Origin of the sequence: Streptomyces sp. NPDC017979, assembly GCF_044328175.1 — a bacterium.
Taxonomy (GTDB): domain Bacteria; phylum Actinomycetota; class Actinomycetes; order Streptomycetales; family Streptomycetaceae; genus Streptomyces.
In genome coordinates, this window is record NZ_JBIRGU010000001.1 from 1,315,619 (window position 1) to 1,338,280 (window position 22,662).

Below are 22,662 nucleotides of genomic sequence, written 5' to 3' on the forward strand. Positions count from 1 at the left end.
CCATTGTCCCAGACGGAAGGTCCCGCTCCGGGGTTGCCTGTCGCAAGCCGTTAACGCACCCCGTCACGGAGCACCGGTTAACCGGCGGAAAGGGCGCCCCTGCCCGTGGGACACTTGACGACCGGAACACCATCCGCCCGATTCCACTCCGCCCGAATCCCAGAAACGGCAATTCCATGGCCTCGGTCCCCTCCCTCGCGTCGAATGTGCAGCAGCGCCTCGCGGACGCCCTCACGGCAGCCCTGCCGGGGGCCGGTTCCGCAGACCCGCTGCTGCGACGTAGCGACCGGGCCGACTTCCAGGCCAACGGGATCCTCGCGCTCGCCAAGCAGCTCAAGGGCAACCCGCGGGACCTGGCGATGCAGGTCGTGGCCGCGCTGCCGACGGACGGCAGCGACCTGCTGCGGGAGGTCGAGGTCTCCGGCCCCGGCTTCCTGAACGTCACCGTCTCGGACGCCGCGATCGTACGGACCCTGGCCGCGCGCGCCGCCGACGACCGGCTCGGCGTCCCGTACGCGTCCGCCGCGGGCACCACGGTGGTCGACTACGCGCAGCCGAACGTCGCCAAGGAGATGCACGTCGGCCACCTGCGCTCGGCCGTGATCGGCGCGGCGATGGTCGAGATCCTGGAGTTCACCGGCGAGCAGGTCGTCCGGCGCCACCACATCGGCGACTGGGGCACCCAGTTCGGCATGCTCATCCAGTACCTGCTGGAGCACCCGCACGAGCTGGACCACGAGCACGCCGAGGGCGAGCAGGCCGGCGAAGAGGCGATGTCCTCGCTGAACCGGCTGTACAAGGCGTCCCGGAAGCTCTTCGACGCCGACGAGGAGTTCAAGGCGCGCTCCCGGGACCGGGTCGTCGCCCTCCAGTCCGGTGACCCCGAGACCCTGGCGCTGTGGCAGCGGTTCGTCGACGAGTCGAAGATCTACTTCTACTCCGTCTTCGACAAGCTGGACATGGAGATCGAGGACCCCGACATCGTCGGCGAGTCCGGCTACAACGACATGCTGACGGAGACCTGCCGGATCCTGGAGGAGACCGGGGTCGCGGTCCGCTCGGAGGGCGCGCTGTGCGTCTTCTTCGACGACGTGAAGGGCCCGGACGGCAACCCGACCCCGCTGATCGTGCAGAAGGCGAACGGCGGCTTCGGCTACGCGGCGACCGACCTGTCCGCGATCCGCGACCGGGTGCAGAAGCTGGGCGCGTCCACCCTGCTGTACGTGGTCGACGCCCGCCAGGCGCTGCACTTCAAGATGGTCTTCGAGACGGCCCGCCGGGCCGGCTGGCTGAACGACGAGGTCACCGCGGTCCAGCTCGCCTTCGGCACGGTGCTGGGCGCCGACGGCAAGCCGTTCAAGACCCGGGAGGGCGAGACCGTCCGCCTGGTGGACCTGCTGGACGAGGCCGTCGAGCGCGCCACGGCCGTGGTGCGGGAGAAGGCGGAGAAGGTCGGGCTGAGCGAGCAGGAGATCGTCGAGAACGGCCGGTACGTCGGCATCGGCGCGATCAAGTACGCCGACCTGTCGACGTCCGCGGTGCGGGACTACAAGTTCGACCTGGACCAGATGGTCTCGCTGAACGGCGACACGTCCGTGTACCTCCAGTACGCGTACGCCCGGATCCGCTCCATCCTGCGCAAGGCGGGCGACGTCCGGCCGGTCGCGCACCCGGAGCTGGAGCTGCACCCGGCCGAGCGGGCGCTCGGGCTGCACCTTGACCAGTTCGGCGAGGTGATCGCGGAGGTGGCTGCGGAGTACGAGCCGCACAAGCTGGCGGCGTACTTGTACCAGCTCGCCTCGCACCTGACGACGTTCTACGACAAGTGCCAGGTGCTGAGCGCGGAGAACCCCGCGGAGCTGGTCGAGAACCGCCTCTTCCTGGTCGACCTGACCGGCCGCACCCTCCACCAGGGCATGGCCCTGCTGGGCATCCGCACCCCCGAGCGCCTCTAGGGACCGTGCCCCTGCGTGTCCGGCCGTAGCCGCGGTTTCCCCTGCGGGGTGCGTTGGTCTCTGCGGCCCGGTGGTGGGCTCGTCGCGCAGTTCCGCCCCCTACGCCGAGAGGGCGTGGGGGGACCCCAGCGCCCCAAAACCCCCTCGCCGTTTCCCTGCGGGAGTCATGACCACCGCGGCCCGGTGGGTGGCTGTCGCGCAGTTCCCCGCGCCCCTCAATACCTCCGCCTCGGCCCGCAGACAAAGGCGGAGGGCTCGCCGGGCTTGCGTGGGGCTACGCAGCCAGCGACCTGCCGTGAGGGGTGAACGCCGCTGTCGCGGCGTGGTGGGCGACGGTGCGGACGTCGTCGTCGCTGAGGCCCGCCTCGACCGCCGCCCGGTGGTACTCCGCGGACGTGCGCGTCGCGCTCACGGTCGGGTTGTCGGTGTTGACGGTGACCCGCACCCCGGACCTCAGGAGCAGCCGGACGGGGTGCTCGCGCAGGCTGCGCGCGGCCCGGGTGTGGACGTTGCTGGTGAGGGCGAGTTCGAGGGTGACGCCGTCCGCCGCGAGCTTCCGCATCAGCGCGGGGTCCTCGGCGGAACGGACTCCGTGGCCGATGCGGTCGGGGCGGAGCGTGTTCAGCGCGGCCCAGACGCTTTCCGGGCCGGCGGCCTCGCCCGCGTGGATGGTGACGTGCAGCCCCGCGTCGCGGGCGCGGGCGAACGCGGGGGCGAACAGGTCGGGCGGGTAGCCCGCTTCGTCACCGGCGAGGTCCACGCCGCAGAAGTGGTGTGCCCGGCCGAGGATGCTGTCCATCTGGCGCCCCGCGGAGTCCGGGCCCAGGTCGCGCATGAGGATTCCGATGAGCCCCACGGGCAGACCGAAGTCGGCGGCGGCCCTGCTCGCCGTCTCCGCCACCACGTCGATGACGTCGACGGGGTCGAGCCCGGTCTGGGAGTGGACGAACCACGGGCTGAAGCGGAGTTCGACGTAGTCGAGACCGTCGTTGAAGCAGTCCTCGACGGCCTGCCGGGTGATCAGCGCCCAGTCCTCCAGGGCGCGTGCGGTGGAGCAGGCGACGTCGATGTGCCGGAGGTAGTCCAGGAGACCGGCCGTTGCCGCGGGGTCGGTGACGACGACCTTGCCCAGCGGGTGCCGTTCGCCGGCGAGCCAGTGGTCGTGCCGGCGGGCGAGGTCCAGTGCGGTGGAGGGGCGGATGGAGCCCTCCAGGTGACGGTGCAGGTCGATCAGGGGCATGTGTCCTCTTGCCTTCCAAGAAGGTGGGGCTCGAAGCAGGTCGGTGTCGAAGCAGGCTGGTGTCGAAGCGCATGGAGCTCGAAGCGCGCGAGGCCGCGGGGTCCGCACTACGGGACCCGCGAGGGACGTCAGCGCCGTCCGCTCCGGACCGGGCCGCTCAACTGGTCCACCAGGTCGGCGGCGATGCGCTGCTCGATGTGCGTCGGGACGGACTGGACACCGGGGTCCAGGTCGCCGGTGACCACGGCGGCGAGGCTGCGCGCCTGGAGGGTGAGCCCCAGGTCCATGGCTTGGATGGGGTTGCCGTTCGCCGCGGTGAGGTTGAGCATCCGGCCGTCGTCCAGGAGGACGACCTCGCGGCCGTCGGCCAGCACGTGTCCGCGCCGCCGGGACGTGTCCCCGTACTCGACCGTGCGCAGCGTGCCGGCCGTCAGGGCGTCGCGGTCCAGTTCCCACGGGAAGTGGCCGACTCCCGCCAGGACGGCGCCGTCGGGCAGGGCGTCGAGTTCGGCGGCGCCGACCACCCCGGGGTGACCGGTCGCCATGAACACGACCTGGGCGTCGGAGACGACGTCGACGGACGGGCCCACGCGATGGCCGCTCATGACCGCGTGCAGGGCCCTGATGGGGTCGATCTCGCAGACCGCGACCCGGGCGCCCAGGTGGGCGAGGGTGTCGGCGACGCCCTTGCCGCACGGCCCGTAGCCGAACACGGCGGCGCGCACGCCCGGGATCATCAAGTTGGCCGCGTTCATCAGCCCCTGCACCACGGTCTGGCCGACCCCGAACTCGTTCTCCACCAGGAGTTTCAGCGCGGAGTCGTTGATCACCACGGTGGGTCTGCCGGTCTGGTCCGGACTCTGGCGCAGCCGCAGTCCGCCCGTCGTGGTCTCCTCGGTGCCGCCGGCGTATCCGGTGGGGGCGCCGGTCGCCGCGAGGGCCAGGGTCAGGTCGCCGCCGTTGTCGAGCGTCAGGTCGGGTTCGCACGCCAGGACGTCGGCGATGTTCCGGGCGTGGTCGGCTTCGTCGTCGCCGCGCCGGCCGAAGACGGCCACGCCGTCCGCGCGCAGGGCGTCGGCCACGTCGTCGTGGGTCGTTCCGGGCGAGCCGGTGAGCGAGATCCGGGTGCCGGCGCGGGCGAGCAGGGTCACCAGGGCAGCCGTCTTGGGCTCGATGTGCAGGCACATCGCCAACCGCTTGCCGGTGAGCACCGGCGCCAGTTCTTCGACGGCCCGAGCCGTCAACGGCATGTGCTTGATGGCCCAGTTGATGTCGGGGTGGGGCAGACGGAGATCCGCCCCGGGAGGGATTCCGGGCATGACGAAGGTCCTCGTTCTCGGGTGACAGCGGGCGCCTGGCCGACGGATGCCCGGCCCGGTGCGGGCGCAGGCGGAAGCGGCCGGCCACGGCGTGAAGGACGAGAGGGAGGGGGCCCGCTCAGCGGGCCCGGCTGCTGTCAGCCGTAGAAGTCACACCGGTAGGAGTGGTCGCCGAAGACCGGCACCACTACCTCGCTCCGATGAAGGGACATGCGGCCAAGGTAACCGGCGAGCGTGCCGGAGGGAAGGTCCGGACCGGGATCCCCGTACGGCAGCGTCTGGTCCTGGATCCCCTACGACGAGGCCCGGGCCGGGCTCCCCGTACGACGAGGCCCGGACCTGGATCCCGTACGACAAGGGCCCGGGCCTCCCGCACGGGGAGACCCGGGCCCGACGCGTGTCCGGGCTCAGCCCACCGGGCCGAGCTTCGTCCACGGGTTCTTCGGGTCGGCCGCGTCCGGCCGGTTGCCCTTCGTCCAGAACTTCGCCCGCCAGTAGGAGCCGCCGTACGAGACGACGGTACGGGTGGCTCCGCTCGGGTCGCCGGCGACGAGCTTGCTGCCGGCCGTGGCGGCGCTGTTCCTCGGTTCCAGGACGTGCCCGTTCGCGGCGAGCAGCCCGTGGGGCTTGCCGTCGGCGGGGATGCCGGCGACCGGCGCGCCCTTGTCGTCGGTGAACCGCCACGACTGGCCCGTACTGCCGTTGCAGTCCTTCACGGACAGCTCGGCGAGCCTGCTGTCGGCGCCCAGGCACTGGGCGCGTCCACCGCTGGCCGAGGTGATGGTGAAGCGGCCGGTGGCGCCGTCCGGGGCGATGTTCCACACCTGGTTCTTGTTGCCGTCCTGCGATCCGACCAGGTGGGAGGTGGTCCAGGTGCCGGGGCGGTCGAGCACCAGGGCGCTGTTGACGTCCTGGACCTTCCAGCCGCCGTCGACCTTCCACAGTTGGAAGGGCGCCCACGCCGGGTTGTAGGTGCGCGCCGCGTCCCACGCCTCCGCCTGGCAGGCGGGTCCGCCGCCGGCCGCCGGGGGCTCCACGACCTGGGTGCCCTTGCGGCGGTCCTGGGTGAGGCCGTACGTGGCGTCCCCGATCTTCATCGTGAAGTTCGCCGGCCCGGTGACCGGCAGGAAGTACTTGAGCCCGATGTCCCGGGCACCGCCCGCCGGCACGCCCTCGCAGTAGCCGAGCTTGACGGTGACCCGGTGGAAGTCGCCCTTCAGACCGCCCGCGTTGGGCCCGGTGTGGCCGGGCTTGACGGCGTCCTTCAGCTCCTGCCAGTTGTCGTCCTTCAGCAGCGGCGGCGCGCTGGTGGGGATGTCGAACGACAGCTCGGTGCCGGCCGGCAGCGGCTTCCCGCTCTTGTTGGTGATCCGCAGCTTGGGCTGCTGCGGCCACAGCTCCTTCGTCGGGAAGTCGGCGAACTCCACCGACACGTCCACGACCTGCTCGGGCGGCTTGACGGCACCGGCACGCTCGTTGCCGTAGCCGCCGGCGCCGCTGAGGCCGCTGGAGATCCGGGTGGTGAGGTCGTGGCCCATGCCGTACGTGCCGTCGGGCCCGCGGGTCAGGTCGCCGCCGAGCTCCCACATCATCACGCCGCCGATGCCCTTGTCCCGTACGTAGCGCACCTTGGCGTCGACGGTCTGCTCGTCCTCGGCGGTGAGGAACACCTTCTTCTCCGCGTTCCACAGCCAGCTCGCGCCGAGCGCGGCGCTGTGCTTGCGCTGGTAGGTCCCGGTCAGCTTGTTCGGCGGCTGGTCGGGGTCGAGGCCGTACGCGCCCAGGTAGCGGGGCGCGGTGCCGTTCTGGAGGTTGCGGGCGTGCCACAGCGGGTTGGAGCCGGCCGCCACCTCGCGGCCCCGGCTGGTGTCGTGCCAGAGGTTGTCGATGCCGACGGCGCCGTTGCCGCAGGGCGTGCCGTTGCCCGTGCCGATGCCGGTGCCGGGCTGGCACTGCCCCTGGTCGGGCAGGGGCGCGGTGCCCCACAGCCCGTCGGTGCCGCCCTGCACGTCGCGCCAGCCGCGGGTGTAGTACGGGACGCCGAGGTTGATCCGGCCGGGCTGGAGCGCGCCCCGGTAGTAGTGGTACGCCCAGTCGACGTTGAAGTAGCCCGTCTTGCCGTACTCGGGGTTCTTCGCGTCGTCGTAGACGCCGGCCGCGGCGAGTTCGGCGTCCTTGCCGTCGTCGTACAGCGGCGCCTGCGGCCCGACGTACTGGTTCCAGGAGCCGTGCAGGTCGTACGTCATGACGTTGACGAAGTCCTGGTAGGCGAGGGCCGCGCCGGCGTCGTAGCCGCGGACCAGGTGGCCGGAGGCGGACGCGGCGGAGGTCAGCAGGTAGTACCGGCCGCGGGCGTCGCCGGCGCGGTCCAGCTTCTCGCGCAGGGTCTGCATCAGCGCGTTGTAGCCGGCCTGGAGGCCCTTGCGGCGCGGGTTGGCGAGCGCCCAGTCGTCCGGGTTGCCGCTGTCGGGCATCGCGGTGGGGTACTCGTAGTCGATGTCGACGCCGTCGAAGGCGGCCCCGTAGCGGTCGAGGAAGGAGACGACGGAATCGGCGAAGGTGTTGATGCCGGCCCGGTTCACGCTGCCGTCGGCGTTGGTCGTCATGGCGTAGAAGCCCTTGGTGTCGGACCAGCCGCCGACCGCGATCAGGGGTTTGACCTGCGGGTGCCGCTTCTTGTACTTGGCGAGCTGGTTGAAGTGGCCCCGGTAGGGCAGCCCGGGGTCCATCTCGGCGCCGTCGACGCCCGGCCAGGTCAGGCCGGTCGCGGGGTTGTTCGCGTCCTGCTCGTTGCCGACGGAGATCCGGTCGCCCTCGACGCGTGCAAAGGCGTAGTTGATGTGGGTGACCTTCGTCCAGGGGATGTTCTTGACCAGGTAGCGGGGTTTGCCGTCGGTGCCGTTGCGGGTGGCGTTGAAGTAGCCGACGACGCGCCGGTCGGTGCCGTTGCCGCCCAGCCACTCGCGGCCGTCGTCGCCGTAGACGTCGCAGTAGCGGGCGTTGGTGCCGGCGGTCACGGCCATGCCTTCGGGTCGGCACTGGGCGTGCGGGACGCCGGTGGCCGGCTTGGGGCCGCGGCGGTCGGGCGCGGTGTCGAAGGGGTCGCCGACGGGGGTCGCCGGGTCGGGCTGCTGCCCGTCTCCGCCGGGCCCGGGCTGCGCCTGGTACCAGTACTCGTTCATCTTCTGGATCTGCGGGAACAGGTCGCCGTCCTTGTACTGGTCGACGGCGACGAAGTTCGGCTTGCGGCGGGCCGCGGTGGTGCACACGCCCTCGGCGCGCTGCTTCATCTTCTGGTTGTCGGTGGTGTACGTCGGCGCCATCGGCACGTCGCGGAAGTGGTTCATGAAGAACAGCGGCCGGAAGTTCCCCGACGGGCGGGTGCCCAGCGGTCGTTCGCTCCAGCGCGAGTAGCAGGCCCAGTCGGAGTTGCCGAGCCCGAGCCCCATGCTCCAGTGGTTCTCCACCCGCCAGCGCTTGTCGGCGAGGAAGCCGATCGCCTCGCGGTTGTTGTCGCCGGCGACCTGCCCGGAGAAGATCAGCAGCCGCTTGTTCTTCGCGACCATGTCCTTCAGCAGCGGCCAGCCGTTGACGTGGACGTTCCAGCCCTGCTTGAGGGCGGGGTCGGCGACGACGGCGTCGTCCGGGACGAACATCAGGTCGCGGATGCCGGGCACCACGTCCAGGCCGTACTTGGCGTAGTCGTCGTTCTTCAGGGAGCCCTGGTCCTCGATGAAGATCGAGACGATCTCGGACGGGTTGGCGTCCAGGAACTCCTTCACCGTCTTCAACATGGCGTCGAGGGTGTTGCTGGGGGTGACCACGCCGCCGCAGCCGCCGCCGTGGCAGAGCGGGATCCGCCCGCCCACGACCGACTTGTTGACGTCCGGCATCAGGGCCCGCACGCCGTCGGCGAGTTGGCGCTTCATCGAGTGCGGCTGGTTGGGCGCGAGGGTGTCGTACCCGTCCTCGGTGTTGATCATCGCGTTGTGCGCGGTCAGGTACGTCATGTGCTCCAGCGTCCGCCGGTCCTGCGGCGGCTGCGGCTGGCGCGGCCAGTCGACGGGGGTGAAGAGCCAGGTGGCGGGGTCCGTGCCGATCGCGTCCAGCTTGAGGTCGGCCACCTTCTCGCTCTTGCTGATCGGCTTGGTGCTGGTCAGCCGGCGGTCGGTGCCCGGCTCCCCGATCCAGTGGCCGCCGCCTCCCACGGACCGCACGTCCCAGACCGCGCCTGCGCCGGTGCAGTCGTCCGCGACCAGTTCGGGCCCGCGGACCAGGCACTCCGACGGCAGTTCCGCGTTGCGCAGCCGGTGCCCGCCGGAGACCTCCTCCAACTGCCACGACTGGTGCCGGTCGTCGCCCTGGGGCGCGGCGCTCTCCACCGGCCAGGTGCTCAACGACGCCTTGGTGACGCCCAACTGGCCGCCGTTGTGGACGTTCTGGATGCGGACGGCCTTGCCCACGGGGACGGCGGCGGCGCTCGGCTCGGGCGGCGCGGGGGCGGCGGCGGCCGTGCCCGCTCCCACCGTGCCCGCTCCCACCGCACCCGTCTCCGCGAGGAGGGCTGCGGCGAGCAGCAGCCCGCGCCATCGGTGCCGGGTGCGCGGGCGTCCCGTACGTCTGTCGTACCCGTTGCGTCTCTGTTGGCGCGTCACGTCGTGACGTCTCCTTCACCGGTTCGTGGCCGGTGCGCCCCGGTTCGGGGCGCACCCGCCCCGAACGGTGCGTCAGAGTTGTCTGCGACGGATCAACGACCGATCAACGCGCGCCCGGCAGGGCGTCGGGACATCGCCCCGGGCTCAGCCCAGCGGGTACGAGGTGCGCCCGGACGCGTCGTCGATCTCGTGGTGCGCCTTCTGCAGCATCTGCGACGCGATGTCCATCAGCGCACGGGCGCCGGCGATCTCCTCGCCGACCCGCAGTTGCGGCGAGTCCGTGGGGTGGCGCTGCGCATGGCCGTGCCCCCGGACCTCCGTACCGTCGCTGAGCCGCACCATCGCGGCGGCCCTGGTGCGGTCGCCGTCTTCCCGGAACTCCATCTCGACGTGCCATCCGACGAGTGTCTGCATGGCGGATCACCTCCAGCGGTCCCACCTCCAGGGTGCGCCGCGGGCGCCGGTTGCGCACCCCGTTACACACCTCCCGGTAAGTACCGCACTTAAAAGTCCGTACTTGTGAAGGTTTGGGCAACCCCAGAGGATGAACATCGCCGGCAGGAACTCGATGACCCCTCCCTTTCCAAGGAGCACCACCATGTCCGCACCGTCTGCCTCCGACGTGTCCGCCAAGCCTGCCGTGTCCGTCCTGGGCCTCGGCATGATGGGCACGGCGCTGGCCGCCGCGTTCCTGGAGGCCGGCCACCCGGTCACCGTGTGGAACCGGACGGCGGCCAAGACGGGCCCGCTGGTCGCCCAGGGCGCCACCCCGGCCGCGACCCCCGCCGACGCGATCGCCGCCAGCGAGCTCGTCGTCCTCTGCCTGATGATCAACGACAACGTCCGCGAGGTCCTGGACACGGCGCCGGAGCTGCTCAAGGGCCGCACCGTCGCCAACCTCACCAACGGCACCCCGGCGCAGTCCCGCGAGCTGGCCGCCTGGGCGGCGGTGCACGGCGTGCGCTACCTCGACGGCGGCATCATGGCCGTGCCCCAGATGATCGCCGGTCCGCACGCGTACGTCTTCTACAGCGGCGACAAGGAGGCGTTCGCCGAGCACGAGGAGACCTTCCGGGTGCTGGGCGGCGCCCGGTACGTGGGCGAGGACGCCGGCTTCGCCTCGCTGTACGACTTCGCGCTGCTGATCGGCATGTACGGGATGAACATCGGCGTCCTGCACTCGCTGGCGCTCGCCCGCTCGGCCGGCATCCCGGCCAAGGACATCGCGGGCCCGGTGCAGGAGTGGGTCACCGCGATGGCGGGCGCGCTGCCCACCTGGGCGGACGAGCTGGACTCGGGCGAGCACGTCACGAACGTCTCCAGCATCGCGGTCAACCAGGCGGCCCTGCCGAACCTGTTGAACACCCTGGCCGGGCAGGGCGTCTCCACGGAGTTCTTCCAGCCGCTGACGGCGCTGCTGGACGAGGCGATGGCCGCGGGCCACAGCGCGGACAGCCAGTCCCGACTGGCCGTCATGCTCTCCTCGAACGGCTGATGCCAACGGGCCGGAATTGACGGCTCCGCCGACTGCTCCCGCGCCCCCGCCCGTACGTCCTCCGCGCTCCCTCCGGGGTCCCCGGCGAGGCCCGGTCCAACCGGATCCCGGGCGTCCCGACCGCCGCCGACCTGCACTGCCGCCCCGCTCGGACGGCGGCGGGGACCGCGCGGAGCGGCCCCCGCCGCGCGCTTTTCGGTCCGTCAACACACCTTTCCCACAGGTGAGTTGACGGACCATCCGCACAACCGAGATCCCCTCGGACAATCACCGCAATCGAATGGTCTATACCTTGACGCGAGCGGGCCCGACGCGGTTCAGTGTGAGCACCACCCCCCACCACGGCAGCCCAGGACACCCCCCACGAGCCCCCACGCTCCGCTCCGGGCCCAGCCGTTGACGCACGAAGGAGGACTCGTGCTCACACTGCGCACGCGCGAGCGCGCCAAGGCACTCATCGTCGCCGTCGCCGCAGCCACCGGACTCGCGGCGGCGAGCCTGGTGCCGACCGCGTCCCCCGCAGCAGCGGCGGACGAGAAGTGCACCAACGCCCCCAACTGGCAGCAGGGCGTGTCGTATTCCGCCGGCAACGTTGTCAAGTACCGGGACGGGAAGTACTACATCGCCGAGCACGACAACCCGGGCTACGACCCGACCGTGAGCACCTGGTACTGGGACCCGTACAACTGCAACGGCGGCGGCAACCCGAACCCGGGTGACTTCGTCGTGAGCGAGGCCCAGTTCAACCAGATGTTCCCGAACCGGAACTCGTTCTACACGTACTCCGGCCTGAAGGCCGCGCTCAGCGCCTACCCGGGCTTCGCGAACACCGGCAGCACCACGGTGAAGAAGCAGGAGGCCGCGGCGTTCCTCGCGAACGTCAGCCACGAGACCGGCGGTCTGGTCCACATCGTGGAGCAGAACCAGGCCAACTACCCGCACTACTGCGACCGGACGCAGCCCTACGGCTGCCCGGCCGGCCAGGCCGCGTACTACGGCCGCGGCCCGATCCAGCTCAGCTGGAACTTCAACTACAAGGCCGCCGGCGACGCGCTCGGCATCGACCTGCTGAACAACCCCTGGCAGGTCCAGAACAATGCGGCCGTGGCCTGGAAGACGGCCCTGTGGTACTGGAACACCCAGAGCGGGCCGGGCACGATGACGGGCCACTCCGCGATGGTGAACCAGCGCGGCTTCGGCGAGACGATCCGCTCCATCAACGGCACGCTGGAGTGCAACGGCGGCAACCCGGCACAGGTCCAGAGCCGGGTGAACAAGTACACCCAGTTCACCGGCATCCTCGGGGTGCCGACCGGCAGCAACCTGTACTGCTGATCCACTGGAAGCCTGAAGGGCTGAAGGGCTGAAGTCAGCTGCGGCCAGCCGCCGTTGACGACCACGAACGCCGCGGGCCGGGGACGATCTCCCCGGCCCGCGGTCGTGCCCGACGCCGCGGGCGCCGGTCAGCGGAAGTCGGCCACGTGCTCCCGCGCCCACTCGGCGAAGGTGCGCCCCGGCTCGCCGATGGCGTCCTTCAGGCTGGTGAGCTCCCCGTAGCCGGAGACGTCGAACTCCGTCGCGTCGGCGTCCATCGGCCGGCCGTCGTAGTCGGTGAAGCCGAGCATGAAGTCCGCCACCTCGGGCGGGAAGCCGCCTTCCGTGACGTAGCGCTCCCGCGCCTCCTCCCGACTCACCTCCACCAGTGCGACCTCCTCGCCGAGCGCCGCCGCGATGGCCGCCACCTGCTCGCGCCGACTGCTCGTCTCGGGGCCGTGCAGCGTGTACGCCGCGCCCGCGTGACCGTCCTCCAGCAGCGCGGCGACGGCCACGTCCGCGATGTCGCGCTCGTGCACCGGCGCCCACGCGGAGTCCGGGAAGGGCTCCCGCACCAGCCGCTCCGCCCGGATCGACGCCGCCCACAGCGAGACCTTGTTGCCCATGAACTCGCCCGGGCGCACGTACGTCCACTCCAGCCCCGAGGCCGCCACCGCCCGTTCCACCGGAGTGTGGTGCGTGGTGTCGGAGCCGTCCGCCGCGGCGGCGGAGGACAGCACGACGACGCGCCGCACCCCGGCCGCCTTCGCCAGCGCCACGACCTCACCGGCCGTGTCCGGGTGCGGGAAGAGGTACATCCGCTCCACCCCCGCCAGCGCCGGCCGCAGCGTCTCGGGCCGCGCCAGGTCGCCCGCGACCACCTCGACGGCGTCGGGGAAGCCGGCCGCGGCCGGGTTCCGCGTCAACACCCGCACCTCCGCGCCGCGTTCCACCAGCGCACGCGTGACGTGCCGCCCCACGCTGCCGGTCGCCCCGGTCACCAGGATCTTCATGCGTCGCCCCTCCATGCCGCCGTCGTACACCGTACGCCATTGAGAGTACACCGTACGCACAAGGGTGGGGGGAGCCGCAGCGGGCCTCGGGGAGCGGGTTCAGAGCTTCTGCGCGACCTCCGTCGCCCAGTACGTGAGGATCATCTTCGCGCCGGCGCGCCGAATGCCGGTCAGCGTCTCCATGATCGCCGCGTCGCGGTCGATCCAGCCCTTCTCCGCCGCCGCTTCGACCATCGAGTACTCACCGCTGATCTGGTACGCGGCCACCGGCACGTGCGACACGTCGGCGACCCTCGCCAGCACGTCCAGGTACGGCCCGGCCGGCTTCACCATCACCATGTCCGCACCCTCCGCCAGGTCGAGCGCCAGCTCCCGCATCGACTCCCGGACGTTCGCCGGATCCTGCTGGTACGTCTTGCGGTCGCCGCGCAGCGAGGAGCCGACGGCCTCCCGGAAGGGCCCGTAGAAGGCGGAGGAGTACTTCACGGCGTACGCGAGGATCGACACGTCCTCCTTGCCGATGGTGTCCAGCGCGTCCCTGGCCACCCCGACCTGGCCGTCCATCATCCCGCTGGCGCCCAGGACGTGGGCGCCGGCGTCCGCCTGGACCTGCGCCATCTCGGCGTACCGCTCCAGCGTCGCGTCGTTGTCGACCCGCCCCTCGGCGTCCAGCACGCCGCAGTGCCCGTGGTCCGTGTACTCGTCCAGGCACAGGTCCGACATGATCACCAGGTCGTCCCCGACCTCGGCCCGCACGTCCCGGATCGCCACCTGGAGGATGCCGTCCGGGTCGGTCCCCGCGGTCCCCACCGCGTCCTTCTTCGCGTCCTCGGGCACCCCGAAGAGCATGATCCCGCCGACCCCGGCCTGCCGCGCCTCCACGGCCGCCTTCCGCAGGGTGTCCCGGGTGTGCTGCACGACGCCGGGCATCGCCTTGATCGGCATCGGCTCTTCGATCCCCTCGCGCACGAACGCCGGGAGGATCAGGTCGGACGGGTGCAGCCGGGTCTCGGCGACCATGCGGCGCAGCGCGGGGGTGGTCCGCAGCCGCCTCGGCCGGGACCCGGGGAAGGAACCGTAGGTACTCATGTCCCCCACGCTACGCCCCGCGCCGCACCGCTATCCGAGCGCCCGCCGCAGGCGTGCGGTGACCCCGATCTCGGACACGTTCTTGGCCAGCTCGAAGTTCACCCACGAGGCGATGTCGACGAGCGTCAGCTCCCCGCCCCACGGCAGCCCGGCGACCCGCTCGGTCGAGTCGAGGTCGCCGTCGTCGAGCCGCACCAGCTCAGCCCGCCACTCGTCCTTGAGCCCGCGCAGCCACGCGGCGCCCGCCTCGGCGCTCCCGGGCCAGACGATCTCCTCCCGCCCGGGCGCACCGGGCCCGAAGCAGTGCCGCAGGGTGGTCGTCCACCAGTAGCCGATGTGCCACGAGATCCAGGCGATGGACGTGGTGGGTACGGGGTCGGGCTCCGGCACCTGCCAGTCGGCGACCCACGCCCCCTGCTCGTCCTGCCGGACGCTCCACGCACCGGGCGCCGGCTCCCAGCGGAGCGCGTCGTCGTCGATTTCCTGGAGGTGGTACTCGAAGAGGGACCAGATGAGGTCGAGCTGCGACACGAGCAGCGCGCCGCGCGGAACGATGGCAGATTCCATCGCCCGACCCTCGCACCGCACGGCCCTGCCGGCAAACGCGTTTTAGTTGAGGGACGCGCCCCCTCGTGCTTCCATCGGAGCCAGGCCCCGACCCCACTGACACCAGGTCAGCTCCGCGTCGGGAGCGGCTACTTGTCTTCCGCTCCACTTCACGTCCTGGAGGCGACCATGGCCGTATTCGACGACGGTACGCACTTCCGCGCCAACTCCGACCACACGCACCCCAACACCCCGGGCTTCGTGGTCTTCACCTTCTCGGTCACCCACACCCCGATGGACCCCGCGACCCCGCGGATCACCGAGCTGGAGATCGCCAACGCGATCAGCGCCATCGCCCAGGCAAAGGGCTACACCAAGCCCGTCTTCTCCGGCCCCCAGGCCACGGCCCAGCTGAACCCGTAAGCCCCGGGGCGCGTCCTCGACACCTTCGCCCTAGCTGTATTGCCCTGCGGGTGTGTTGGTTCCGCGGGCCGGTGGTGGTGCTTGTCGCGCAGTTCCTCCCCCTACGCCCAGGGGCGTGGGGGGACCCCCACCCGTGCCCTGCGGGCACGGGGGTACCCCCGGCGCCCCTGTTTCGCTTCCCCCGTCACTTGTCTACGGGCTGAGGAACGGGGTTTTAGCGGCGCTGGGGGTCCCCCCACGCCCCCTGGGTGTAGGCAGCGGAACTGCGCGACAAGCCCACCACCGGCCCGCGGAGACCAACGCCCCCGCAGGGAAACGGCGCCAACGTCAAAGGAGGCCCGCGGGGCAACCACCCCGCGAGCCCCCACACCCACCGTCAGGTGGAACGGCGGCGCCGGCCGCCCGGGCGGCGCTCACTCGGCCGGGTCACGTGCTCCCCCGCCTCCACCGCGGCGTCCCGCCGCCCCGCGCCGAACTCCGCCAGCGCCTCCGCCAGCCGGTGCACCGACGGCTCGGGCGACAGCACGTCCACCCGCAGCCCGTGCTCCTCCGCCGTCTTCGCCGTCGCCGGCCCGATGCACGCGATCACCGTCACGTTGTGCGGCTTGCCCGCGATCCCGACCAGGTTGCGCACCGTGGACGACGAGGTGAAGAGCACCGCGTCGAACCCGCCGCCCTTGATCGCCTCGCGCGTCTCCGCCGGCGGCGGCGACGCCCGCACGGTCCGGTAGGCCGTGACGTCGTCCACCTCCCAGCCCAACTCGATGAGCCCGGCGACCAGGGTCTCCGTGGCGATGTCGGCCCGCGGCAGGAAGACCCGGTCGATCGGGTCGAAGACGGGGTCGTACGGGGGCCAGTCCTCCAGCAGCCCCGCCGCCGACTGCTCGCCGCTCGGCACCAGGTCCGGCTTGACGCCGAAGTCCACCAGCGCCTTCGCGGTCTGCTCGCCCACCGCCGCGACCTTGATCCCGGCGAAGGCGCGCGCGTCCAGCCCGTACTCCTCGAACTTCTCGCGCACCGCCTTGACCGCGTTCACCGAGGTGAAGGCGATCCACTCGTACCGCCCGGTGACGAGCCCCTTGACCGCCCGCTCCATCTGCTGCGGGGTCCGCGGCGGCTCGACCGCGATCGTCGGCACCTCGTGCGGCACCGCACCGTAGGAGCGGAGCTGGTCGGAGAGCGACGCCGCCTGCTCCTTGGTGCGCGGCACCAGCACCTTCCACCCGAAGAGCGGCTTGGACTCGAACCATGCGAGCTGATCCCGCTGCGCCGCCGCGCTGCGCTCGCCGACCACGGCTATCACCGGCCGGTGGCCCTCGGGCGACGGCAGCACCTTGCCCTGCTTGAAGGTCTGCGCGATGGTGCCGAGCGTCGCGCTCCAGGTGCGCTGCCGGGTCGTGGTCCCGGCGACCGTCACGGTCAGCGGGGTGTCCGGCTTGCGGCCCGCGGCCACCAGCTCCCCGGCCGCCGCGGCGACCGCGTCCAGCGTCGCGGAGACGACGACGGTGCAGTCGCTCGCCCCGACCTCGGTCCAACAGCGCTCGCTCGCGGTGCGGGCGTCGACGAAGCGGACGTCCGCGCCCTGCCCGTCCCGCAGCGGAACGCCCGCGTACGCCGGCACCCCCACCGCGGCGGCGATGCCCGGCACCACCTCGAAGGGAACGCCCTCCGCGGCGCAGGCCAGCATCTCCCGCCCCGCGTCCGCGTCCAGCCCCGGATCGCCGCTGACCGCACGGACGACCCGCTTTCCGCTGCGCGCGGCCTCCATGACAAGATTGACCGCGTCCCTGAGTACGGGGATTCCGGCGGCTGTTGACGCATCGTCAACGACCGTCAGCTCAGGCGTGCTGACGCCCGCCCGCGCATGGCCGCGAACGACGTCGAGCACATCCGGCTCGGCGATCACCACATCGGCCCCCGCGAGCGCATCGACGGCGCGCAGGGTCAGCAGCCCGGGATCACCGGGTCCGGCTCCGAGGAAAGTGACGTGCCCGTTAGCCGAGTTGGCCGAGTCGTACGCCGGGGTCGGGTTGGTGGTGGGGCTCAAGACGCTCGCTCCCCCATAAGACCGGCCGCACCCTTGGCGAGCATCTCGGACGCGAGTTCGCGACCGAGCGCGATGGCGTCGCCGTGCGACATGGGTACGGGACCGGTGGTGGACAGCTGCACCAGCTCGGCGCCGTCGGTGGTGCCGACGACGCCCCGCAGGCGCATTTCGGTGACAGCCTGGCCGTCGCCCAACAGGTCGGCGAGCGCACCAACGGGTGCGCTGCAGCCGGCCTCCAGGGCGGCGAGCAGGGAACGCTCGGCGGTCACGGCGGCCCGGGTCTCCGGGTCGTCGAGCTCGGCGAGTCGGGCGGCGAGTTCCACGTTCTGCGCGGTGCACTCGATCGCCAGGGCCCCCTGGCCGGGGGCGGGCAGGACGGAGTCGACCGAGAGGAAGTCGGTCACCTCGGAGCTCCTGCCGATGCGGTTCAATCCGGCCGCGGCGAGTACCACCGCGTCCAGTTCCCCGCTGTGCACGTATCCGATCCGGGTGTCGACGTTGCCCCGGATCGGCACGGTCTCCACGCGGGTGTTGCGCTCCCGCGCGTACGCGTTCAGCTGCGCCATCCGGCGCGGCGAGCCGGTGCCCACCCGCGCGCCCGCGGGTAGCTGCTCGAAGGTGAGCCCGTCGCGGGCGACCAGCACGTCGCGCGGGTCCTCGCGCGGCGGCACCGCGGCGATGACCAGCTCGTCCGGCTGGGTCGTGGGGAGGTCCTTCAGCGAGTGAACGGCGAAGTCCACGTCACCCGCGGCCAGCGCCTCGCGCAGCGCGGCCACGAAGACTCCCGTGCCGCCGATCTGCGCCAGGTGCTCACGGGAGGTGTCGCCGTACGTGGTGATCTCCACCAGCTCGACGGGTCGGCCGGTGATCCGGCGCACCTCCTGCGCCACCAGCCCGGACTGGGCCATGGCGAGCTTGCTCTTCCTGGTCCCGAGCCTCAGTGCCCTCTCGGTCATCGTCGTCCCTGCTTCTTGACTGTCTCGGCGCTCTCGCCCGTTTCGGCGTCCGCGCCATTCGTGTCGGCCCGGCTGACTGACGCCACCGTCTCCGGGTCGAGGTCGAAAAGGGTGCGCAGGGCGTCGGCGTACCCGGCGCCGCCGGGCTCGCTCGCCAACTGCTTCACCCGCACCGTGGGGGCGTGCAGGAGCTTGTCGACCACCCGCCGCACGGTCTGCTTGATCTCGCCGCGCTGCTTGTCGTCGAGCCCGCTGAGCCGGCCCTCCAGCCGGGCCATCTCGCCGGCGACCACGTCCGCGGCCATCGTGCGCAGGGCGACGACGGTGGGCGTGATGTGCGCGGCGCGCTGGGCGGCGCCGAAGGCGGCGACCTCGTCGGAGACGATGCCGCGCACCTGGTCGACGTCGGCGGCCATGGGCGCGTCGGCGGACGCCTCGGCGAGGGATTCGATGTCCACCAGCCGTACGCCGGGGATCCGGTGGACGGCGTGGTCGATGTCGCGCGGCATCGCCAGGTCGAGCAGGGCGAGGCGGACGGGGCCGCCCGCGCCGTTCACGGGGCGCCCGGCGGGCCGCTGGGACGTTCCGGCAGCCGCGGCGCCGGCCGCGTTGTCGACCCAGACGCCGTGCTGGGTGAGGTCGGCGGCGCTGTGCGCCTCGTCGAGCCCGACCGGGCAGCCGCCGTCGACGGCGGTGGGCGTCTCGGCGAGCCGGGTGCCCCGGTCCCGTACGCGGCCGTCGCGGGTGGCGGTCTCGGCGAGCCGGGCGACCAGGCTGCCGTCGGGGGCGCGCAGGGTGCCGACGGCGGCCGGAGCCGGCGCCTCGGGCACGGCGAGCGCCTCGGTGACCGCGTCGGCGGTCAGTACGAGACCGGTCGCGCCGGTGCAGGACACCACCGCGCTCACACGTGTCAGTTCGGTGGCGACGTCCGTCATGGGCACCGCTCGGACTCTCTCCGCGCCGGCCTCCACGAGCGAGGCGGCCAACCGCTCGGCCCGGTCCAGCGTGCGGTTGGCGATGGCCAGTTCGCGTACGCCGAGCCGGGCGAGGGTCGTCGCGGCGAGCGAGGACATGGAGCCGGCGCCGATGACGAGGACTCGCTTGTCCGCGGCCCAGTCGGTGACGGGCGTCCCGTCCGCGAGCTGCTCCAGGCCGAAGGTGACGAGCGACTGCCCGGCCCGGTCGATCCCGGTCTCGCTGTGGGCGCGCTTGCCGACCCGCAGGGCCTGCTGGAACAGGTCGTTGATCAGCCGGCCCGCGGTGTGCTGCTCCTGGCCGCGGGCGAGTGCGTCCTTGATCTGGCCGAGGACCTGCCCCTCGCCGACGACCATCGAGTCCAGCCCGCACGCCACCGAGAAGAGGTGGTGGACGGCCCGGTCCTCGTAGTGCACGTAGAGGTACGGGGTGAGCTCGTCGAGGCCCACCTCGCTGTGGTGCGCCAGCAGTTGCGACAGCTCGGCGACGCCGGCGTGGAACTTCTCCACGTCCGCGTACAGCTCGATCCGGTTGCAGGTGGCGAGCACCGCCGCCTCGGCGGCCGGCTCGGTCGCCACGGTGTCCTGGAGGAGCTTGACCTGGGCGTCCGCGGAGAGCGACGCCCGCTCCAGCACGCTGACCGGCGCGCTGCGGTGGCTCAGTCCGACGACGAGGAGGCTCATGCCGGCATCACGGCGGGCATGTCCCCGTCAGGTCCCTTCCGCTCGGCAGCCGCGTCGAGCGCCGGCGCTTCGGCGCCCTCCCCGGACTTCCGCTGCTCGTGGAAGGCGAGGATCTGCAACTCGATCGACAGGTCGACCTTGCGCACGTCGACGCCGTCCGGCACGGACAGGACGGTGGGGGCGAAGTTCAAGATGGAGGTGACGCCGGCGGCCACGAGGCGGTCGCACACCTGCTGCGCGGCCCCCGCGGGCGTCGCGATGACACCGATCGACACACCGTTGTCGCTGATGATCGCTTCCAGCTCGTCGGTGTGCTGGACCGGAATCCCCGCGACGGGCTTCCCGGCCATCGCCGGGTCCGCGTCGATGAGCGCCGCGACCCGGAAGCCGCGGGAGGCGAACCCGCCGTAGTTGGCGAGCGCCGCGCCGAGGTTGCCGATGCCGACGATGACCACGGGCCAGTCCTGGGTCAGCCCCAGCTCGCGGGAGATCTGGTACACGAGGTACTCCACGTCGTACCCGACGCCGCGGGTGCCGTAGGAGCCCAGGTACGAGAAGTCCTTGCGCAGCTTGGCAGAGTTGACCCCCGCCGCCGAGGCCAGTTCCTCGGAGGACACCGTGGGCACGGACCGCTCGGACAGAGCGGTCAGCGCCCGCAGGTACAGCGGAAGCCGGGCGACGGTGGCCTCGGGGATTCCTCGGCTACGGGTCGCCGGTCGGTGATTTCGGCCAGTTGCCACGGTGCTCCTGCGGGATGAGCGAAGCTCTAGGCGGCCGTGTGTCCCAAGACCGCCCCGTCGACAGCAGGCTATGTCTTTGTGAACGCGTGCACAAAGATAGTGTCCGATTTGTCCGAGCAAAGTGATCGGGGTCACGCGCATAGATCGCGCAAACCTGGAACCAGTCGCCGCGTAGCCCCGTTGCAGACCGGAAGGCCGCAAAACCGCCCACACTCCTCCCGAGCCCCCCGAGACGCCTCCACTGTGCCTCGCCCAGCCCCCGAGGGATAGTGCCGTGCACCGCCCGCGGCTCGGCCGTCTCGCCGTTTCCCCACCGGTGCGCTGGCCCCTGCGGGCCGGTGGTGTGCTTGTCGCACAGTTCCGCCCCCTACGCCCGGAAGGCTTGGTGGCACCCCCAGCGCCCCTGTTTCGCTCCCCCAGTCGCTTGCCTGCGGGCTGGGGCAGGGGCTTTAGGGGCGCGGGGAACTGCGCGAGAACCATCCACGGTCCGCAGAGACCAACCTGCCCCGGGGGGAATCGGCGTGGTGTCTAGGGGCGCGAGGAACTGCGCGACAAGCCCACCACCGGCCCGCGGAGACCACCGCACCCGCACGGAAACGGCGGGAATGTCAGGGGCGCTGGGGTCCCCCCACGCCCTCTGGGCGTAGGGGGCGGAACTGCGCGACCAGCCCACCACCAGGCCGCACAGACCACCGCACCCGCACGGAAACCGCGCCGCGAGCGACCGCGCCGTCACCCCACCAGCGCTCGCCGCAGGCGCTCCGCGTCCACGCGCCAGAACGTGTGCTGCTCCCCGTCCACCAGCACCACCGGAATCTGCTCCCAGTACTCCCGGTGCAGCGCCTCGTCCTGCGTGATGTCCTTCTCCTCCCAGGCCGCGCCGGTCGCCCCGCACACCTCCTGCACCACCGCACGCGCGTCGTCGCACAGATGGCACCCGGGCTTCCCGATCAGCGTCACCACCCGCTCATCGGCCTTCTTCTTCCTGCGCCGCAGCAAAGGACTCATGCGCCCATTGTCCGCCGACCCCCGTCACGCAAGCGCACCCCGGTGTTCACCCAGCCGCATCCCCGCAGGTCGGGAACGCCCGAACAGACTGGCTATGCTCGCGGTATGGCCGCACTGGGATGGCTCACCCCCCGAAGGCGCTCCGCGACCGCGCGCAGCGTGCTCGCCGGCGAGGCCGCGGCCGAAGCGGCGCGCAAGGCGACCCGGGACGCGGAGCCCGACACGGCCGACGCGGCGCCGGCACCCGCACCGGCACCGGCACGAGAGGCGGCGGCGCAGCCCGAGGCCCCCGCGGAGACACCCGCACCGCCCGAGTTCCCCGTCCCCGGCGACCCCCACGCAGCCGCCTTCTTCGACCTCGACAACACCGTCATGCAGGGCGCCGCCCTCTTCCACTTCGGCCGCGGCCTCTACAAGCGGAAGTTCTTCCAGCGCAGCGAGTTGTTCCGGTTCGCCTGGCAGCAGACCTGGTTCCGGCTCGCCGGCGTCGAGGACCCGGACCACATGCAGGACGTGCGCGAGTCCGCCCTCTCCATCGTCAAGGGCCACCGCGTCTCCGAGCTGATGAGCATCGGCGAGGAGATCTACGACGAGTACATGGCCGACCGCATCTGGCCCGGCACCCGCGCCCTCGCCCAGGCCCACCTGGACGCCGGCCAGAAGGTCTGGCTGGTCACCGCCGCCCCCGTCGAGACCGCGACGATCATCGCCCGCCGCCTCGGCCTGACCGGCGCCCTCGGCACGGTCGCCGAGTCCGTCGACGGCGTCTACACGGGCAAGCTCGTCGGCGAACCCCTGCACGGCCCCGCGAAGGCGGAGGCGGTCCGCGCCCTCGCCGCCGCCGAGGGCCTGCACCTCGCGCGCTGCGCGGCGTACAGCGACTCGCACAACGACATCCCGATGCTGTCGCTCGTAGGACATCCGTACGCGATCAACCCGGACACCAAGCTGCGCAAGCACGCGCGCGAACGCGACTGGCGGCTGCGCGACTACCGCACCGGCCGGAAGGCGGCCAAGGTCGGCATCCCGGCCGCCGCCGGCGTGGGCGCCCTCGCGGGCGGCACGGCGGCCGCCGTGGCCCTGCACCGCCGCCGCCGCTGACGGCGCACGCCCTCCCCCGACCGCCGCTCCCGCACCACGGGGCGCACCCGATCACGCCCCGACTGCGCCCGTCACGCCCGTCGTGCAAACGAACACAACTGCG

General features: G+C 71.9%; 17 protein-coding genes. 5 read left to right on the forward strand and 12 right to left on the reverse strand.

The features are described from left to right. The first annotated feature begins 176 nt into the window (after positions 1 to 176). Positions 177 to 1,955, forward strand: coding sequence for an arginine--tRNA ligase (gene argS, locus ACH4E8_RS05720; protein ID WP_398444607.1), 1,779 nt, complete (start codon positions 177 to 179; stop codon positions 1,953 to 1,955). Between the two features lie 274 nt (positions 1,956 to 2,229). On the opposite strand, the gene add is transcribed toward argS, so the two are convergent. The 4 genes from add to ACH4E8_RS05740 all read right to left on the reverse strand — a co-directional run bounded on the left by add (position 2,230) and on the right by ACH4E8_RS05740 (position 9,583). Continuing rightward, entirely contained in the window at positions 2,230 to 3,195 is a 966-nt protein-coding gene (gene add, locus ACH4E8_RS05725) for an adenosine deaminase (protein ID WP_398444609.1), read from the reverse strand. 128 nt (positions 3,196 to 3,323) lie between these two features. Continuing rightward, entirely contained in the window at positions 3,324 to 4,514 is a 1,191-nt protein-coding gene (locus tag ACH4E8_RS05730) for an adenosylhomocysteinase (protein ID WP_398444612.1), read from the reverse strand. Between the two features lie 407 nt (positions 4,515 to 4,921). Next, entirely contained in the window at positions 4,922 to 9,169 is a 4,248-nt protein-coding gene (locus ACH4E8_RS05735; RefSeq protein WP_398444614.1) for a glycosyl hydrolase family 18 protein, read from the reverse strand. A gap of 144 nt (positions 9,170 to 9,313) precedes the next feature. Further along, the gene (locus ACH4E8_RS05740) at positions 9,314 to 9,583 is read right to left on the reverse strand and encodes a DUF1876 domain-containing protein (protein WP_398444616.1); all 270 of its coding nucleotides are present in this window, start codon (positions 9,581 to 9,583) and stop codon (positions 9,314 to 9,316) included. A 184-nt stretch (positions 9,584 to 9,767) separates the two neighbouring features. Here ACH4E8_RS05740 and ACH4E8_RS05745 point away from each other — a divergent pair, with 184 nt between their 5' ends. After that, positions 9,768 to 10,664 carry an NAD(P)-dependent oxidoreductase gene (locus ACH4E8_RS05745; protein ID WP_398444618.1) on the forward strand — a complete coding sequence of 299 codons (897 nt, stop codon included), beginning with the start codon at positions 9,768 to 9,770 and terminating at the stop codon, positions 10,662 to 10,664. A 417-nt stretch (positions 10,665 to 11,081) separates the two neighbouring features. Then, positions 11,082 to 11,999: a glycoside hydrolase family 19 protein gene (locus ACH4E8_RS05750; protein WP_398444620.1), complete on the forward strand. Its 918-nt coding sequence runs from the start codon at positions 11,082 to 11,084 to the stop codon at positions 11,997 to 11,999. A 128-nt stretch (positions 12,000 to 12,127) separates the two neighbouring features. Here ACH4E8_RS05750 and ACH4E8_RS05755 read toward each other — a convergent pair whose 3' ends face one another. The 3 genes from ACH4E8_RS05755 to ACH4E8_RS05765 form a co-directional block, all read right to left on the reverse strand. Then, positions 12,128 to 12,991 carry an SDR family oxidoreductase gene (locus ACH4E8_RS05755; protein ID WP_398444622.1) on the reverse strand — a complete coding sequence of 288 codons (864 nt, stop codon included), beginning with the start codon at positions 12,989 to 12,991 and terminating at the stop codon, positions 12,128 to 12,130. A 99-nt stretch (positions 12,992 to 13,090) separates the two neighbouring features. Further along, positions 13,091 to 14,080, reverse strand: coding sequence for a porphobilinogen synthase (gene hemB / locus ACH4E8_RS05760; RefSeq protein ID WP_398444624.1), 990 nt, complete (start codon positions 14,078 to 14,080; stop codon positions 13,091 to 13,093). A 30-nt stretch (positions 14,081 to 14,110) separates the two neighbouring features. Then, on the reverse strand, positions 14,111 to 14,647 hold the full coding sequence (locus ACH4E8_RS05765; RefSeq protein WP_398444626.1) for a DinB family protein: 537 nt from the start codon (positions 14,645 to 14,647) through the stop codon (positions 14,111 to 14,113). A gap of 168 nt (positions 14,648 to 14,815) precedes the next feature. Between ACH4E8_RS05765 and ACH4E8_RS05770 the strand changes: the two genes are divergently transcribed. Continuing rightward, the gene (locus tag ACH4E8_RS05770; RefSeq protein ID WP_398444628.1) at positions 14,816 to 15,049 is read left to right on the forward strand and encodes a hypothetical protein; all 234 of its coding nucleotides are present in this window, start codon (positions 14,816 to 14,818) and stop codon (positions 15,047 to 15,049) included. A gap of 376 nt (positions 15,050 to 15,425) precedes the next feature. Here ACH4E8_RS05770 and ACH4E8_RS05775 read toward each other — a convergent pair whose 3' ends face one another. From ACH4E8_RS05775 to ACH4E8_RS05795, 5 genes are all read right to left on the reverse strand, one after another. Beyond that, positions 15,426 to 17,096 (reverse strand): uroporphyrinogen-III synthase, encoded by a 1,671-nt coding sequence (locus ACH4E8_RS05775; RefSeq protein WP_398444630.1) that lies wholly within the window; start codon positions 17,094 to 17,096, stop codon positions 15,426 to 15,428. Next, complete coding sequence (gene hemC / locus ACH4E8_RS05780; protein WP_398444632.1) at positions 17,093 to 18,052, reverse strand: hydroxymethylbilane synthase; 960 nt, start codon at positions 18,050 to 18,052, stop codon at positions 17,093 to 17,095. The genes ACH4E8_RS05775 and hemC overlap by 4 nt, the downstream gene beginning before the upstream one ends. Further along, positions 18,049 to 19,710, reverse strand: a complete 1,662-nt coding sequence (locus ACH4E8_RS05785; RefSeq protein ID WP_398444635.1) for a glutamyl-tRNA reductase — start codon at positions 19,708 to 19,710, stop codon at positions 18,049 to 18,051. The genes hemC and ACH4E8_RS05785 overlap by 4 nt, the downstream gene beginning before the upstream one ends. Next, positions 19,707 to 20,450 (reverse strand): redox-sensing transcriptional repressor Rex, encoded by a 744-nt coding sequence (locus ACH4E8_RS05790; protein WP_398444637.1) that lies wholly within the window; start codon positions 20,448 to 20,450, stop codon positions 19,707 to 19,709. The genes ACH4E8_RS05785 and ACH4E8_RS05790 overlap by 4 nt, the downstream gene beginning before the upstream one ends. Positions 20,451 to 21,182: 732 nt before the next feature. Further along, a complete protein-coding gene (locus ACH4E8_RS05795) occupies positions 21,183 to 21,458 on the reverse strand; it encodes a glutaredoxin family protein (protein ID WP_398444639.1) in 276 nt (91 codons plus the stop codon). Positions 21,459 to 21,563: 105 nt separating this feature from the next. Between ACH4E8_RS05795 and ACH4E8_RS05800 the strand changes: the two genes are divergently transcribed. Beyond that, complete coding sequence (locus ACH4E8_RS05800; protein ID WP_398444641.1) at positions 21,564 to 22,559, forward strand: HAD family hydrolase; 996 nt, start codon at positions 21,564 to 21,566, stop codon at positions 22,557 to 22,559. The last annotated feature ends 103 nt before the right edge of the window (positions 22,560 to 22,662 follow it).

Coding starts and splice junctions, on each gene's coding strand:
- argS (WP_398444607.1), top strand. CDS start 177: ATGGCCTCGGTCCCCTCCCTCGCGTCGAATGTGCAGCAGCGCCTCGCG.
- add (WP_398444609.1), bottom strand. CDS start 3,195: ATGCCCCTGATCGACCTGCACCGTCACCTGGAGGGCTCCATCCGCCCC.
- ACH4E8_RS05730 (WP_398444612.1), bottom strand. CDS start 4,514: ATGCCCGGAATCCCTCCCGGGGCGGATCTCCGTCTGCCCCACCCCGAC.
- ACH4E8_RS05740 (WP_398444616.1), bottom strand. CDS start 9,583: ATGCAGACACTCGTCGGATGGCACGTCGAGATGGAGTTCCGGGAAGAC.
- ACH4E8_RS05745 (WP_398444618.1), top strand. CDS start 9,768: ATGTCCGCACCGTCTGCCTCCGACGTGTCCGCCAAGCCTGCCGTGTCC.
- ACH4E8_RS05755 (WP_398444622.1), bottom strand. CDS start 12,991: ATGAAGATCCTGGTGACCGGGGCGACCGGCAGCGTGGGGCGGCACGTC.
- hemB (WP_398444624.1), bottom strand. CDS start 14,080: ATGAGTACCTACGGTTCCTTCCCCGGGTCCCGGCCGAGGCGGCTGCGG.
- ACH4E8_RS05765 (WP_398444626.1), bottom strand. CDS start 14,647: ATGGAATCTGCCATCGTTCCGCGCGGCGCGCTGCTCGTGTCGCAGCTC.
- ACH4E8_RS05770 (WP_398444628.1), top strand. CDS start 14,816: ATGGCCGTATTCGACGACGGTACGCACTTCCGCGCCAACTCCGACCAC.
- hemC (WP_398444632.1), bottom strand. CDS start 18,052: ATGACCGAGAGGGCACTGAGGCTCGGGACCAGGAAGAGCAAGCTCGCC.
- ACH4E8_RS05785 (WP_398444635.1), bottom strand. CDS start 19,710: ATGAGCCTCCTCGTCGTCGGACTGAGCCACCGCAGCGCGCCGGTCAGC.
- ACH4E8_RS05795 (WP_398444639.1), bottom strand. CDS start 21,458: ATGAGTCCTTTGCTGCGGCGCAGGAAGAAGAAGGCCGATGAGCGGGTG.
- ACH4E8_RS05800 (WP_398444641.1), top strand. CDS start 21,564: ATGGCCGCACTGGGATGGCTCACCCCCCGAAGGCGCTCCGCGACCGCG.